We start from the raw sequence: 14,404 nt of genomic DNA on the forward strand, positions 1-14,404 counted from the left end.
GGCGGCCCGGGCGGTGCGCTGAGCCTCGCGAGGGGCTGCGCACCGCGCCGGGTCCGGGAGGACCGCTCGCTCCGCCGCCAGGATTCGAACCTGGACCATCGGAACCAAAATCCGAGGTGCTGCCTTTACACCACGGCGGATCGGGCGCTGTCGGCCCGCGATGCCGGCTTGTGATCCCCGGCACCGCGGCCCGAGCTTACCGGCCCGGGCCGACAGGCGGTGGTACCCGGCCGACATCGTGGCATGCCCCGGTCGCCGGGTCGGCGTCGGGCTTGCGGGTTCTCGGGTTTCGTCGCGAGCTCGCACGTGTATGTGACGTGCGCCGGGCTCCACCGGTTGCGTACAAGATCACCGCTGTTCGGGTGAACAAGGGTGATTCGGACACGCCCGGACGGGTACGACACGCCGCAATGTTGCCGCCCGGGGGTGACGATTCGGCATCGAATAACTTACGCTTGCGTAGGTTACGGTCCCGTAGGGTGGAGGTGTTGCGGGGCCGTGCTTCCCGGCGCTGACCACAGTTTTCCCACCTCCCCAACGCCATTCGAGGTATTGAGTATGACCGCAGCAACCGAGCGCGTGGCCACGTCAGAGGCCCGCGACGAGTCCGGGCCGAAGCCCCTGATCGCGGGCACCCGATCGTGGGTGGCGCAGCTGTCGGTGTATGTGTTCGTCCTGGTGCCGTTCCTCGCCCTCGTGCTGGCGGTGCCGGCAGCCTGGGGCTGGGGTCTCGGCTGGGTCGACATCACCTTGGCGCTGGTCTTCTACGCCGCGTCGGGGCTGGGTGTGACGGTCGGCTTCCACCGGTACTTCACACACGGCTCGTTCAAGGCCAAGCGCGGTGTCAAGATCGCCTTGGCGATCTTCGGCATGATGGCCGTGCAGGGCCCGGCGATCACCTGGGTCGCCGACCACCGCCGACACCACGCCTTCTCCGACCGCGAGGGCGACCCGCACTCGCCGTGGCGCTTCGGCAGCTCGCCCGCCGCGCTGGCGAAGGGCTTCTGGCACGCGCACATGGGCTGGCTGTTCGAGCGTGACCTGACCAACGAGGACCGCTTTGCGCCGGACCTGCTCAAGGACGCGGAACTGGTGAAGGTCAACCGGCTGTTCCCGCTGTGGACGGCCCTCAGCCTCGTGCTGCCCGCCGTGCTGGGCGGGCTGTTCACCTGGTCGCTGTGGGGCGCGTTCACCGCGTTCTTCTGGGCCGGGCTGGTCCGGGTGTCCTTCCTGCACCACGTGACCTGGTCGGTGAACTCGATCTGCCACATGATCGGTGAGCGGCCGTTCAAGAGCCGCGACAAGGCGGCGAACTTCTGGCCGCTGGCGATCCTGTCCTTCGGCGAGTCGTGGCACAACCTGCACCACGCCGACCCGACCTGCGCCCGGCACGGCGTGCTGCGCGGTCAGATCGACATCTCGGCGCGCACCATCTGGATCTTCGAGAAGCTCGGCTGGGCCTGGAACGTCCGCTGGTCCAACGAGAAGCGGCTCGCCCGGATCTCGGTCACCGAGTACAAGGGCTGATCCCACTCCGGTTCGAGGTGCCCGCGCGGCGAAATCGCGCGGGCACTTTTTCGTCAGGCCAGGACATTCGTGTCGGCCCCGCACCTTAGGGTTGTGCAAGTGGTATCACGGCGACGCGGGCGGACTGCGCCCGAACCGGAGGCGCGGCCGAAAGGGCGCACCGCACGGGTCAGGATGACGGGCAAGGAACGCCGGCAGCAGCTGCTGGACGTCGCTAGGGCGTTGTTCGCGGAGAAGGGTTTCGACGGCACGTCGATCGAGGAGATCGCGCACCGCGCCGGAGTGTCGAAGCCGGTCGTCTACGAGCACTTCGGCGGCAAGGAAGGCGTCTACGCGGTGGTGGTCGACCGCGAGATGCGCAACCTGCTTGACCTGGTCGTCTCCGCCCTGTCGGCGGGGCATCCGCGGGATCTCCTGGAGCAGGCGGCGCGGGCCCTGCTGGACTACATCGACAACAGCACCGACGGCTTCCGGGTGCTGGTGCGCGATTCGCCGGTGGCCAGCAACAGCGGCACCTTCTCCAGCCTGCTCAACGACATCGCGAGCCAGGTCGAGCACATCCTCGCCCTGCAGTTCAGCGCGCGGGGCTACGACGCGAAGCTCGCCCCGCTGTACAGCCAGGCGCTGGTCGGCATGGTGGCGCTGACCGGCCAGTGGTGGCTGGAGGCGCGCAAGCCGAAGAAGGAAGAGGTGGCCGCGCATCTGGTCAACCTCGCCTGGAACGGCCTCTCCCACCTGGAGCACAAGCCCCGCCTGTCCACGAAGTGACGCTCGTGAGTGAAAATTCCGGTTCTTACCGGAGTTTTCACTCACGACCGGTGCGGAGCGCTCGTGAGTGCCTGTTCCGGTTCTTACCGGAAGAAACGCTCACGAGGTCAGGCCGCGGTGATGCGGAGGACCTTGTCGTCGGTGCCGTTGGACGTGGTCACGTAGAGGGCTCCGTCGGGGCCTTGGCGGGCGGCGCGGAGCCTGCCGTGGGTGTCGTCCAGTTCCGGCGGGATCGCCACCTCGTCGATCACGCCGTCCGGGCGCACCTCGAACAGCAGCAGCTTGGCGCCCTTGAGCGCGGTGACCGCGAGCATCCCGTCGAAGCGGCCCCACTGCGGGCCGGTCAGGAACGCCGCCGCGCTGATCGCCTCGGTGTGATCGCCGGATGACCAGACCGCCTTGACGGCGTCCGGGAAGTGGTGCAGGTCGGTCATCGGCACCGACTCGTCGTAGGTTCGTTCGGCGCCGCCGCGCGACGGGTCCCAGCCGTAGTTCCCGCCCGGCCGCAGCAGGTTGATCTCGTCGTCGACGTCCGGCCCGTGCTCCGCGACGAACACCTGACCGCCCGGCCGCGGCGCAACGCCCTGCGGATTGCGGTGCCCGTAGGTGTGCAGCAGGCGCTCGGGCGGGTTCGGCGAAGCGATGAACGGGTTGTCCGGCAGGGGAGCGCCGTTGTCGATGTTCATCCGCAGGACTTTCCCGCCGAGCGAACCGCGATCCTGCGCGATCGCGGGCCGCGCCGTGTCCCCGGTGCTCACCAGCAGTGCGCCGTCCTCGGCCAGCGCCAGCCGACAACCGGAGTGCCGGCCGCTGGGATTCACCGGCAGCCCGGTGAGCAGGTCGCCCACGCGATCCGCGCGCGAGCCGTCCTCGGAAAGCTGCCAGGTGATCAGTCGAACGTCCACCGCGGCGCCGTGCTCCTGGTGCGTCTGGCAGGTGATGAACCGCCGGTTGTCGGCGAACGACGGGTGCACCAGCAGGCCCATCAGCCCGCCTTCGCCCTTCGCGAGCACGTCCCCGAAATCCGCCTGCACCGGCCGAACCAGCGCGCCGGGCCGGTGATCGGCGAGCAGCGCGAGCCGGCCGGGGCGCTGGCTGACCAGCGCGGTGCCGTCCGGCAGGAATCCGATGTCCCAGGGATGTTCCAGCCCGGTCGCGACGATCTCTACACGCAGTGCCGATGGCGCCGGGGCGGCCGTGCTGACCGGTGCGGGCCGATCGTCGCTGTTCGCGCTGGCGCAGCCGGCCAAACCGCCGATAAGTGGGAGGAACGCGGCGAACGCGGCGAACCGGCGCATGGGCATGCGCACAGTGTGACACCGGCCATGCGGTGCGTTCGGGCCGTCGCGTTCGTGTCACACCGGAGTCGTAGTCTGGAACGCGTCGCCCCTGCGGTCTCGGCGTTCGTCCCGGGCAGGGGTGTGCCCGCATTCGCCATGTCTTGCTGCGAGGTAGCTCCATGAGCCAGGCCGGTCCCTTGCGAGGACTGCTCGAAATCGTGCTGCGCGATCCCGCCATCCGGCAGGTCGTGGCGGCGGCCGGGCGCCCGCGCCTGGTGCTGGAAGGTCCCGTCGCGGCCCGGTCGCTGACCGCCGGGTCGCTGGCCGCCGAGGGCGGCGCCGGGCGGCCGGTGCTGCTGGTCACCGCCACCGGCCGGGAGGCGGAAGAGGCCGCGGCGGCGCTGTCGGACCTGCTCGGCCCGGCCGGCATCGAGGTGTTCCCGTCCTGGGAAACCCTGCCGCACGAACGACTTTCGCCCCGCGCCGACACCGTGGGCCGGCGGCTGTCGGTGCTGCGCCGCCTCGCGCATCCCGAGGAGCACGCGCACGGCGCCGTCCAGGTGCTGGTGACCACGGTGCGCAGCCTGATCCAGCCGATCGCGCCCGGGCTGGGCGAGCTGGCCCCGGTGCGGCTCGTGGTCGGCGCCGAGCACGACTTCGAGGAACTCGTCGAGCGGCTCGCGTCGCTGGCCTACGACCGGGTCGACATGGTCGAGAAGCGCGGCGAGTTCGCGGTGCGCGGCGGCATCGTCGACGTGTTCCCGCCGACCGAGGAACATCCGCTGCGGGTGGAGTTCTGGGGCGACGAGGTCACCGAGATCCGCCCGTTCGCCGTCGCCGACCAGCGCTCGCTCCCGGACTCGCAGAGCACCGAGCTGTTCGCCCCGGCCTGCCGGGAGCTGCTGATCACCGAGCAGGTCGCCGAGCGCGCCGCGAAGCTCGCCGAGCAGCACCAGACCGACACGCACCTCGCCGAGATGCTGGAGAAGATCGCCGGCGGTGCCCCGGTGGAGGGCATGGAGGCGCTGATCCCGGCGCTGTGCGAAGGCGAGATGCGGCTGCTGACCGACCTGGTCCCGGCGGGCACGCACGTGCTGCTCGCCGATCCGGAGAAGATCCACGCCCGCGCCGCCGACCTGGTGCGCACCGGCCAGGAGTTCCTGGAGGCCTCCTGGATGGTCGCCGCCGACGGCGGCAAGGCGCCGATCGACTTGGGCGCCTCGGCCTACCGCGCCCTGGCCGAGGTCGCCGAGCACACCCGCTCGGTCGGCCTGCCGTGGTGGCCGCTGACCCAGCTGACCAGCGAGGAAGGCGAGGACGACGACGAGGTCATCCGGCTCGTCCTCAAGCAGGTGGACGCCTACCGCGGCGAGATCGAGCGCGCCTTCGCCGACCTGCGGGCGCACACCGCCGCCGGCGGCGCGGCGGTGCTGGTGGTGGCCGGTGCGGGCACCGCCCAGCGCGCGGTGCAGCAGCTGCGCGAAGCGGAGCTGCCCGCGCGGCTGGCCGAGGACGGCCTGGCGGCGGAGCCGGAAGCCGGCGTGGTGACGGTGGTGCGCGGTGGGCTGGAAGACGGCTTCGCCGCGCCCGGGATCGCGCTGGTGGTGCTCACCGAGGCGGACCTGACCGGCGGCCGGGGCGGCACCTCCACGAAGGACATGCGCCGGATGCCGTCGCGGCGGCGCAACGCGGTCGATCCGCTGGCGCTCAAGAGCGGCGACTTCGTGGTGCACGAGCAGCACGGCATCGGCAAGTACGTGGAGATGGTGCAGCGCACCGTCGCCGGCGCGACCCGCGAGTACCTGGTGCTGGAGTACGCGGCGAGCAAGCGCGGCCAGCCCGGCGACCGGCTGTTCGTGCCGACCGACCAGCTCGACGAGGTCACCCGCTACGTCGGCGGCGAGACGCCGACGCTGAGCAAGCTCGGCGGCTCGGACTGGAAGAACACCAAGGCCAAGGCGCGCAAGGCGGTCAAGGAGATCGCCGCCGAGCTGGTGCAGCTGTACGCGGCGCGGCAGTCCTCGCCCGGGCACGCTTTCGGCGGGGACACGCCGTGGCAGCGGGAGCTGGAGGACGCCTTCCCCTACACCGAGACCGGCGACCAGCTGGCCGCCATCGACGAGGTGAAGGCCGACATGCAGCGCCCGGTGCCGATGGACCGGGTGATCTGCGGCGACGTCGGCTACGGCAAGACCGAGATCGCGGTGCGCGCGGCGTTCAAGGCGGTGCAGGACGGCAAGCAGGTCGCCGTGCTGGTGCCGACGACGCTGCTCGCCCAGCAGCACCTGAACACCTTCACCGACCGGATGCGGTCGTTTCCGGTGACGGTCAAGGGCCTGTCCCGGTTCACCGACCAGATGGAGTCCGAGGAGACCATCAAGGGCTTGGCCGACGGCGCGGTCGACATCGTGATCGGCACGCACCGGTTGCTGCAGACCGGGATCCGCTACAAGGACCTGGGCCTGGTGATCGTCGACGAGGAGCAGCGCTTCGGCGTCGAGCACAAGGAGCACATCAAGGCCCTGCGCACGCACGTCGACGTGCTGACCATGTCGGCGACGCCGATCCCGCGGACGCTGGAGATGAGCATGGCCGGCATCCGGGAGATGTCGACCATCCTCACGCCGCCGGAGGAGCGGCATCCGATCCTGACCTACGTCGGCGCGTACGACCAGAAGCAGGTCGGCGCCGCGATCCGGCGCGAACTGCTGCGCGACGGCCAGGTGTTCTTCGTGCACAACCGGGTGCACGACATCGAGAAGGTCGCGCGCCAGCTGCGGGAACTGGTGCCGGAGGCGCGGATCGTCACGGCGCACGGGCAGATGAACGAGGACCGGCTGGAGAAGATCATCCAGGGGTTCTGGGAGCGCGAGCACGACGTGCTGGTGTGCACCACGATCGTCGAGACCGGCCTGGACATCTCCAACGCGAACACGCTGATCGTGGACCGCTCCGACCTGCTCGGCCTCGCCCAGCTGCACCAGCTGCGCGGCCGCGTCGGGCGGGCGCGCGAGCGCGGCTACGCCTACTTCCTGTACCCGCCGGAGAAGCCGCTGACCGACACGGCGCACGACCGGCTGGCGACCATCGCGCAGAACTCCGAGCTCGGCGCGGGCATGGCGGTCGCGATGAAGGACCTGGAGATCCGCGGTGCGGGCAACATCCTCGGCGCCGAGCAGTCCGGGCACATCGCGGGCGTCGGCTTCGACCTGTACTTGCGGCTGGTCGGCGAGGCCGTCGACGCGTTCCGGCGGCACGCGGGCGCGGAGCCGGGCGAGGTGGAGGAGGAGCTCACCGAGGTCCGGGTCGACCTGCCCATCGACGCGCACATCCCGCACGACTACGTGCCGGGGGAGCGGCTGCGGCTGGAGGCGTACCGCAAGCTCGCGGCGGCCGTCGACGACGAGGCGCTGGAGGCGGTGCGCGCCGAGCTCGTCGACCGGTACGGCCAGTTGCCGGAGCCGGTGGAGCGGCTGCTGAAGGTGGCGCGGTTCCGGCAGGTCTGCCGGGAACACGGCGTCCGGGAGGTGACCCTGCAGGGCGCGTCGCTGCGGATGGCGCCGTTGGAGCTGCCGGACTCGAAGCAGGTGCGGCTCAAGCGCCTGTACCCGAAGGCGGTGTACAAGCCGGCGGTCCGCACGGTGTCGGTGCCGAGGCCGACGGAGGGCGCGGCCGGCGGCCGGATGGGCGCGCCGCAGCTGCGCGACGAGGCGCTGCTGGAGTGGTGCGCCAGGTTCCTGGCGGACCTCACCACCGCCCCGGCCCCGGTCGCCTGAGCCCAGCGCCGGTGTCTTCCCGATTTTGCCTAGAATTTGGAAAACACCGGCGCTGACCTGGCCTTTCGCGGCTGGTCGAGGGTTTTCGATCTCGCCTGAGATCCCGCGCTGGCCCGGCGCCTTCCGCCTGCGGGAACTTCCGCGATTCCGCCGGGCAACGGAGCGCGAGCACCTCCGGGCGTCGTAGCGGCCCAGAAGCACGGCGCCTGGCAGGAGAGCCGCCGTGCTTCTGAGTTGCCGGGATCCCGGCCCGGCGTGACGGTTGATCCGGCTTCGCAGGCCGTCACGAGGAGGCGGGGGATCATGACCAGGAAGTCCTCGGAACCGGAGAAGGCGGGCATCGGCATTCCGCAGTCCCCCGCCGCCTTCGCCGTCGAGCACGCGCCGCGCACCGATTTCTTGGTCTTCGGGGTCACCGCCGCGATCACGGTCTTCTTCGTCTGCTGGGGCGTGTTCTCCACCGACTCGCTGGCGCGAGTGTCGTCCGCCGCGCTGTCCTGGCTGGTCACCAACATCGGCTGGGGCTTCGTGCTCGCCGCCACCGGGTTCGTGGTGTTCGCGCTGTGGCTGGCGGTCAGCCGCTACGGCGTGATCCCGCTCGGGCAGGACGACGAGGAGCCGGAATTCCGCACCGTGTCGTGGATCGCGATGATGTTCAGCGCCGGCATGGGCATCGGCCTGATGTTCTTCGGCGTCGCCGAGCCGCTGGCGCACTTCGTCAAGCCGCCGCCGGGCACGGTGCCGGCGTTGAGCGAGGCGGCGGTGGAGACCGCGATGGCGACGTCGTTGTTCCACTGGACGCTGCACCCGTGGTCGATCTACGCGGTCGTCGGCCTGGCCATCGCCTACGGCAGCTTCCGGCGCGGCCGCAAGCAGCTGATCAGCGCGGCGTTCACGTCGCTGATCGGCAGGCGCAACGCGGAGGGGTGGATCGGCAAGCTGATCGACATCCTCGCGCTGTTCGCGACGCTGTTCGGCTCCGCCGCGTCGCTGGGATTGGGGACGCTGCAGATCCAGAGCGGCATGCAGTCGGCGGGCTGGATCGCGGGAGTCGGCAACACGGTGCTGGTGCTGATCATCGTGGTGCTGACGATCTGCTTCATCTTCTCGGCGGTGTCGGGCGTGGCCAAGGGCATCCAGTGGCTGTCCAACATCAACATGGTGCTCGCCGCGGTGCTGGCGATCTTCGTGTTCGTGGTCGGCCCGACGGTGTTCATCCTCGACCTGCTGCCCACCTCGATCGGCGTCTACCTGCGCGAATTCGGTGAGATGGCCTCCCGGTCCGGCGCCACCGGCGGCGAGGCGATGAACGACTGGCTGTCGAGCTGGACGATCTTCTACTGGGCGTGGTGGATCTCGTGGACGCCGTTCGTGGGCATGTTCATCGCCCGCATCAGCCGCGGCCGCACGATCCGGCAGTTCGTCACCGGCGTGATCCTCGTGCCCAGCGCGGTGAGCCTCGTGTGGTTCGCGATCTTCGGCGGCAGCGCGATCCGGGTGCAGCAGAGCGGCACGGACGTGTTCCGCAGCGGCGGCGAGGAGGCGCAGACGTTCGCGGTGCTGGAGACGCTGCCGCTGTCGGCGATCACCACGGTGCTGGTGATGGTCCTGGTGGCGATCTTCTTCGTCTCCGGCGCCGATGCGGCCTCGGTGGTGATGGGCACGCTGGCGCAACGCGGTTCGATCGAGCCGAAGCGGTGGATGGTGGTCTTCTGGGGCGCGGCGACGGGCGCGGTGGCCGCGATCATGCTCATCGTCGGCGGCGAGAACGCGCTCAGCGGCATCCAGAACCTGACCTTCCTGGCGTCGGCGCCGTTCGCGGTGGTGATGGTGCTGCTGTGCCTCGCGCTGATGAAGGACCTGCGCGAGGATCCGCTGATGCAGCGCGGCGTGAAGGGCGCGCAGGTGTTGGAGCAGGCGGTCATCCACGGCACGGAGCGCCACGGCGGGGACTTCCAGCTGGAAGTTGGCCCGGCAGAAGACGACTCGAAGCGATCTTGATCGTCCGTTGTGGATAGTCCACTTAGGATTTACCGGAGCTGATCCGCGGTGCGGCGGATTGCGCGCCAGCTGTCCGGAAGATCAGTTCGATGCGGTGGGAACCTCGCGCGCCGAGGCGCGTCTATAGGAGCAAAGGCTTTCCTGGCGAGAGGTTCTAACGATGTCGTTGCGCAGCAAGCTCGTTCTGGCGACCGGTTCGATCGCGCTGTCCGCGCTGGCGTTGACCGGATGCGCCGCGGGCGCCGAGACGTCGGCCCCCGCACCCGTGGCCGGTGGCTCCGCGCAGCCCGGTGTCGTCTCCAACCTGACGTCGTCGGCCACCGAGCCGGAGATCCGCGCCGGCGTGCACGGCAGCGAGGAGCGGGTCGTGTTCGACTTCGGCAAGCTCCCGCACGCGTCGGGCCTGAAGGTGATGAAGCACGAGCTCAACGAGCAGTCGCCGGCCTGGGGCGGCTCGGGCGAGCCGGTTGAAGGCATGACCGGCAAGACGTTCCTGCACATCTACGTGGAGATCGCCGACCAGGACCGGAGCACCGCCGGGCCGGAGCAGCTCGGCCAGAAGCTGGCGAAGAGCGCGGTCGTCAACGACAACTCGCACGGCACCGGCGAGCTGACCATCGGGCTGTCCCAGGGCGTCGACTACGAGGTGCTCGTCGAGGGCGAGAAGGTGATCGTCAACATGGCTGAGGGCCCGTTGGGCCGTTGAGCCGAACCGGCGTCACGAGCGTCGACTTCGGACTGTGTCGAGGCTTCACCGGAACGTGACTTCGTGAGAGGGTGCCCGCTGTGAGGTTCCGCATGCCGCGCCACGGGCGCCTTCTCGCATCGATCGCCGCAGCCGGCCTGCTTCTCGCCGGTTGCGGTTCCGGCCCCAGCCAGGTCGGTGCCGCCGCCATCGTCGGTGAAACACGAATCCCGGTCTCCGACGTCCAAGCCTGGTTCGGCGAGGTGCTCGCGAAAGAACCGGACCTCAAACCGCAGCTGCGGCAGCAGGGCAACCTCGACGAGCTCGGCAGGCAGCTGGCCGCGCAGCTCGTCCGGCAGGAGCTGGTCGAGCAGGCGGCCCGCGACGAGCGGTTGACCGTCACCGACCAGCAGATCGCCGACGTGATCAACCGAATGGGTGGCCCGGAGGCGGCGACCGCGGGCAAGATCTACACCCCGCAGAACCTCCGCGAGGTGGTCCGAACCCAGCTGCTGACAACGGAACTCGGCCGCAAGTACTTCGACCGGCTGGAGATCACCTTCGACTACGCCCAGGCGACCACGCGCGGCGAGGCGGAGGAGAAGGCGCGCCGCATGGCGCAGGGCCCGGCGGAGGCCGCCGCGGTCGTCAACGAGGCCGCCAAGGCGGGCGTCCCGGCGGCGCTCGACCAGAAGTTGCGCGCCACCGACAGCCCGCAGCTCGCGGCCACGACGCCGCTGTTCGGCGCGCAGCCCGGCACGGTGCTGGCCTTCGAGCCTGAGCAGAACTCCGGCCAGTGGTTGATCGCGCGGATCAAGGAGCGCCGCACCGACGCGCCGCCGGTGCCTGCCGCGGGCGGCGCGGACGACGAGACGCTGCAAGGCGTCGGCACGTACCTGCTCGGCATCACCGCGGACCGCGTCGGGGTGCGGCTCAGCCCGCGCTACGGCACGTGGGATCAGGTGAAACTGACGGCGGTCCCGAGCGAAGGTGAAACCACCGGCTTCCGCCTGACCGGCCGGCCCGCGGCCGGTTGACCGGCGAACTCCCGGTCCCAGTTGAAAACGCGGTCGAGGTGACCAACGCCTCGACGCCCGCGCCCACGGCGGAGGTTGCGGCTGGGACAATCGCAGCATGAGGGAGGTCCGAGTGGCGGAAGGTTCTGCGGTCGTTCTGGTCGACGACCGGCTTGGCGAGGTCTTACCGGCCGCGGCGCTGCCGCTGCTGCGCAGCGCGGCCGCCGTCTACGCCGAGCCCGGTCTCGCGCCCGCGACGCGAGCGGCGCTCGAGGCTCCCGCCCCGCCTCCGGCGGCGGACCTGCTGGCGCAGGCCGCCCGGGAGCCGGTCGTGCTGATCGTCGGCGAGCTCGGCTCCGCCGAGGCCGATGGCCTGCGCGCCGCTGGCGCGCGGCTGATCGCGGCCCCGGCGCCGGCCGGGATCGAGCTGCTGGACGCGGTGACGGTGATGGACCGGCTGCGCTCGCCCGGCGGCTGCCCGTGGGACGCCGAGCAGGACCACGACACGCTGCGCAAATACCTCGTCGAGGAGACCTACGAGCTGCTCGACGCGATCGAGCTCCGCGATCGGGACGCGCTGCGCGAGGAGCTGGGCGACGTGCTGCTGCAGGTCCTGTTCCACGCGCGGGTCGCGACCGAGGATCCGGCCGATCCGTTCGACATCGACGCCGTCGCCGCAGGCCTGGTCAGCAAGCTCGTGTCGCGGCACCCGCACGTCTTCGCCGGCGACCCGGAGCTGCTGGACGCCGAGTCGCAGCACGCCCGCTGGGAAGAGCTGAAGCAGCGGGAGAAGCAGCGCGAGTCCATTGTGGATGGTGTGGCGCTGGGGCAGCCGGCGGTGGCACTGGCCGCCAAGCTGGTGCAGCGCGCGGAGCGCGCCGGGATCCCGGCGGACGCGATGCCGCGCGGCGAAACGCCCGGCGAGGCGCTGTTCGGCACCGCCGCGCAGGCGAAGCTGGCCGGTCGCGATCCGGAGGACGAGCTGCGCGCGGTCGCGCTGGCCTTCGCCGAGCGCATCCGCGCGGCCGAGCGGCGGGCCCGCGAGTCCGGCCGGGAGCCGGCGGCGCTCTCGGCGGCCGACTGGCGGGAGCTGATGGCCGATTTGCCGGATCCTGCGGGTGCGCGCTCGGAAGTGTGACGCACACTGATCGCGGGCGAATCGGCTGACAAAATCGCGGCCCGCGGCGATATCTCTTGATGGGGCACGCCCTGCTGAATCGGCGCCCCGTGCATCTGGGTGCGTAGAGGGAGGATGCTCTTGCCGCGTCGGTTATGGCTGCTGCTGGCCCCCGTGATCACGTTGCTGGCGTCTTGCGCGCCGCAGGTCCCGTCGTCGTCGCGGAGCAGCGGCGAGTTCGCACTGCCGTCGGCGGTCGCGCCGCCAGACGCGGGTGTCAATCCGCCGTCGGTGCGGCTGCTCGCGCCGGGCGGGCCGCCGCTGCCGCCGAGCGCCCGGCCACAGGGGCAGCTCGCCCCCTGGGCCGAGTCGATGGCCGACGAGCTCAACGTCCCGCGCGCCGCGCTCCAGGCCTACGGCTACGCGCAGCAGCTCATCGGGGAGAACTCGCCGAACTGCGGCCTGAGCTGGTCGCTGCTCGCCGGGATCGGTGCCGTGGAATCCAGCCACGGCCGGTACGGCGGGGCGCGGCTGGACGAGACCGGACGGCCCAGCATCCCGGTCATCGGGCTGCCGCTGGACGGCAGCGCCGGGGTCAAGCGCATCCCGGACACCGACGACGGCGAGTTCGACGGCGACCGGACGTGGGATCGCGCGGTGGGGCCGCTGCAGTTCATCCCGAGCACCTGGCGCGACTGGCAGTACGACGCGGACGGCGACGGAGTCGCGGATCCGCAGGACATCGACGACGCGGCCGTCGCCGCAGGCAACTACCTGTGCAGCGTGGGCGGCGATCTGCGCGATCCGGAGCGGTTCTGGAAGGCGCTGCTGACCTACAACGAGAGCCGCAGCTACGGCCAGGAAGTGCTGGATTACGCCGACTACTACGGCAAGACCAGCCGCCGAATCCCGGTCGAGGGCTGACCGCGACAGCGCCTGCCCATGGCGCCGACGGGCTTGGGCCAACGTTCTGGCAGGTCCAGGGCCGTGAGTGTTTTGGGTCGCTGTAGAGCCTGTTTCCGAACTCGTCCTGCGTGGCGGTGCGGGTGGCGGAACCTCAGAGGTCTTCTCGCTGTGGGATCCCCGACATCATGAATGACCAATTCACCACGTCGGGGCTGTCCTCGCGAGAAGACCTCTGAGAACCCGCGGCGGTGCCGGTTGCGTGGGTGGGCTAAGCGGCTGCGCCGCTTCAAATACAAAACGCCCGCGTTACCACATCCGCACGTCACCACATCCAAAACAGCCTCTATAGCACCCCAAACCGTGCACGGCCCCGTGACCAGCGAAAACCCGTGTCCGGTTGGGTGTGACCGGGTGGGCGCGGAGTGCGCCGTCCGGGGTGTGGAACGACTGATCGGACGCTGGAGATCCGGGGCTACTAGCAAGTAGCCTGGGCGGCGTGATCAAGACCACCTCGCCGCTGTCGGCCGCATCGGGGCGGCTCGCGGTCGCCGTTGCGCTGCTGGCCGCGACGGTCGGCGGGGTGGGGCTGGTCAGCGCGTTCGCCGAGCCGCCGGCGGCGCCGGTGGCCGCGCCGCCGCCCGAGCAGCAGGAAGTGGAGCCCGCGCCGGTGGCACCCGGCTCGATCGCGCCCCCGATAGAAGAACCCCTCCCGCAACCCGGCCCCGACCTCGACCCGGCGCGCGCCGATCCGGTGCGGGAGTGGGCGGACCAGGTGTCGGTGGTGGTGGACATCCCGGCCCGCGCGATCGTCTCCTACGTCAACGCGGACCTGGCGATGCGCCGGTACCAGCCCGGCTGCCGGATCTCCTGGGCGACCCTCGCGGGTATCGGGCGCATCGAATCCAACCACGGCCGCTTCGCCGGCCGGTTGCTGCGCGAGGACGGCCGTCCGTCGAGCCCGATCATCGGGGTGCCGCTCGACGGCGGGCCGGGCATCCGGCTGATCCCGGACACCGACGGCGGCGCGTTCGACGGCGACACCCTGCACGACCGCGCGGTCGGCCCGATGCAGTTCATCCCGTCCACGTGGCGGAGGTGGGCGACCGACGGCAACGGCGACGGCCTCGGCGATCCGCAGAGCATCGACGACGCCGCGATGGCCGCGGCCCGCTACCTGTGCGCGGGCGGCCGGGACATGACCACCGGCTCGGGCTGGTGGGCCGGGGTCTTCTCGTACAACAACTCCGTGGAGTACGGCCAGAAGGTGTTCGCGCTGGCGGAGTCCTACGCCGAAGCGGGCAACCGCCGCCGCTGATCGGCGGTGCGCC

General features: G+C 70.8%; 10 protein-coding genes and 1 tRNA gene. 9 read left to right on the top strand and 2 right to left on the bottom strand.

Annotation, left to right across the window (positions count from 1 at the left end):
• Positions 1–69 precede the first annotated feature (69 nt).
• Positions 70–140: transfer RNA gene (locus tag AB0I53_RS24860), tRNA-Gln, on the bottom strand.
• Between the two features lie 418 nt (positions 141–558).
• Between AB0I53_RS24860 and AB0I53_RS24865 the strand changes: the two genes are divergently transcribed.
• Complete coding sequence (locus AB0I53_RS24865) at positions 559–1,527, top strand: acyl-CoA desaturase (protein ID WP_358607371.1); 969 nt, start codon at positions 559–561, stop codon at positions 1,525–1,527.
• Between the two features lie 174 nt (positions 1,528–1,701).
• Positions 1,702–2,295 (top strand): TetR/AcrR family transcriptional regulator, encoded by a 594-nt coding sequence (locus tag AB0I53_RS24870; RefSeq protein WP_358393035.1) that lies wholly within the window; start codon positions 1,702–1,704, stop codon positions 2,293–2,295.
• Between the two features lie 107 nt (positions 2,296–2,402).
• On the opposite strand, the gene AB0I53_RS24875 is transcribed toward AB0I53_RS24870, so the two are convergent.
• Positions 2,403–3,593 carry a PQQ-dependent sugar dehydrogenase gene (locus AB0I53_RS24875; protein WP_358607558.1) on the bottom strand — a complete coding sequence of 397 codons (1,191 nt, stop codon included), beginning with the start codon at positions 3,591–3,593 and terminating at the stop codon, positions 2,403–2,405.
• 161 nt (positions 3,594–3,754) lie between these two features.
• Here AB0I53_RS24875 and mfd point away from each other — a divergent pair, with 161 nt between their 5' ends.
• The 7 genes from mfd (at position 3,755) to AB0I53_RS24910 (ending at position 14,391) form a co-directional block, all read left to right on the top strand.
• Positions 3,755–7,351, top strand: coding sequence for a transcription-repair coupling factor (gene mfd, locus AB0I53_RS24880; protein ID WP_358607374.1), 3,597 nt, complete (start codon positions 3,755–3,757; stop codon positions 7,349–7,351).
• A 303-nt stretch (positions 7,352–7,654) separates the two neighbouring features.
• Positions 7,655–9,352, top strand: a complete 1,698-nt coding sequence (locus AB0I53_RS24885; protein ID WP_358607377.1) for a BCCT family transporter — start codon at positions 7,655–7,657, stop codon at positions 9,350–9,352.
• Between the two features lie 160 nt (positions 9,353–9,512).
• Positions 9,513–10,058 (top strand): hypothetical protein, encoded by a 546-nt coding sequence (locus tag AB0I53_RS24890; RefSeq protein ID WP_358607380.1) that lies wholly within the window; start codon positions 9,513–9,515, stop codon positions 10,056–10,058.
• 92 nt (positions 10,059–10,150) lie between these two features.
• Positions 10,151–11,074, top strand: coding sequence for a SurA N-terminal domain-containing protein (locus AB0I53_RS24895; protein WP_358607383.1), 924 nt, complete (start codon positions 10,151–10,153; stop codon positions 11,072–11,074).
• 97 nt (positions 11,075–11,171) lie between these two features.
• On the top strand, positions 11,172–12,191 hold the full coding sequence (locus tag AB0I53_RS24900; RefSeq protein ID WP_358607386.1) for a MazG family protein: 1,020 nt from the start codon (positions 11,172–11,174) through the stop codon (positions 12,189–12,191).
• Positions 12,192–12,311: 120 nt separating this feature from the next.
• Positions 12,312–13,094 (top strand): lytic murein transglycosylase, encoded by a 783-nt coding sequence (locus tag AB0I53_RS24905; RefSeq protein WP_358607389.1) that lies wholly within the window; start codon positions 12,312–12,314, stop codon positions 13,092–13,094.
• A gap of 478 nt (positions 13,095–13,572) precedes the next feature.
• Positions 13,573–14,391, top strand: a complete 819-nt coding sequence (locus AB0I53_RS24910) for a lytic murein transglycosylase (RefSeq protein ID WP_358607392.1) — start codon at positions 13,573–13,575, stop codon at positions 14,389–14,391.
• Positions 14,392–14,404: the final 13 nt, after the last annotated feature.

The sequence above is a fragment of the Saccharopolyspora sp. NPDC050389 genome, assembly GCF_040655595.1.
In the GTDB taxonomy this organism is placed as follows: domain Bacteria; phylum Actinomycetota; class Actinomycetes; order Mycobacteriales; family Pseudonocardiaceae; genus Saccharopolyspora.

Excerpts from the sequence above, each read along its gene's own strand:
- AB0I53_RS24865 (WP_358607371.1), top strand. The coding sequence starts at position 559 with ATGACCGCAGCAACCGAGCGCGTGGCCACGTCAGAGGCCCGCGACGAG.
- AB0I53_RS24870 (WP_358393035.1), top strand. The coding sequence starts at position 1,702 with ATGACGGGCAAGGAACGCCGGCAGCAGCTGCTGGACGTCGCTAGGGCG.
- AB0I53_RS24875 (WP_358607558.1), bottom strand. The coding sequence starts at position 3,593 with ATGCGCCGGTTCGCCGCGTTCGCCGCGTTCCTCCCACTTATCGGCGGT.
- mfd (WP_358607374.1), top strand. The coding sequence starts at position 3,755 with ATGAGCCAGGCCGGTCCCTTGCGAGGACTGCTCGAAATCGTGCTGCGC.
- AB0I53_RS24885 (WP_358607377.1), top strand. The coding sequence starts at position 7,655 with ATGACCAGGAAGTCCTCGGAACCGGAGAAGGCGGGCATCGGCATTCCG.
- AB0I53_RS24890 (WP_358607380.1), top strand. The coding sequence starts at position 9,513 with ATGTCGTTGCGCAGCAAGCTCGTTCTGGCGACCGGTTCGATCGCGCTG.
- AB0I53_RS24895 (WP_358607383.1), top strand. The coding sequence starts at position 10,151 with ATGCCGCGCCACGGGCGCCTTCTCGCATCGATCGCCGCAGCCGGCCTG.
- AB0I53_RS24900 (WP_358607386.1), top strand. The coding sequence starts at position 11,172 with ATGAGGGAGGTCCGAGTGGCGGAAGGTTCTGCGGTCGTTCTGGTCGAC.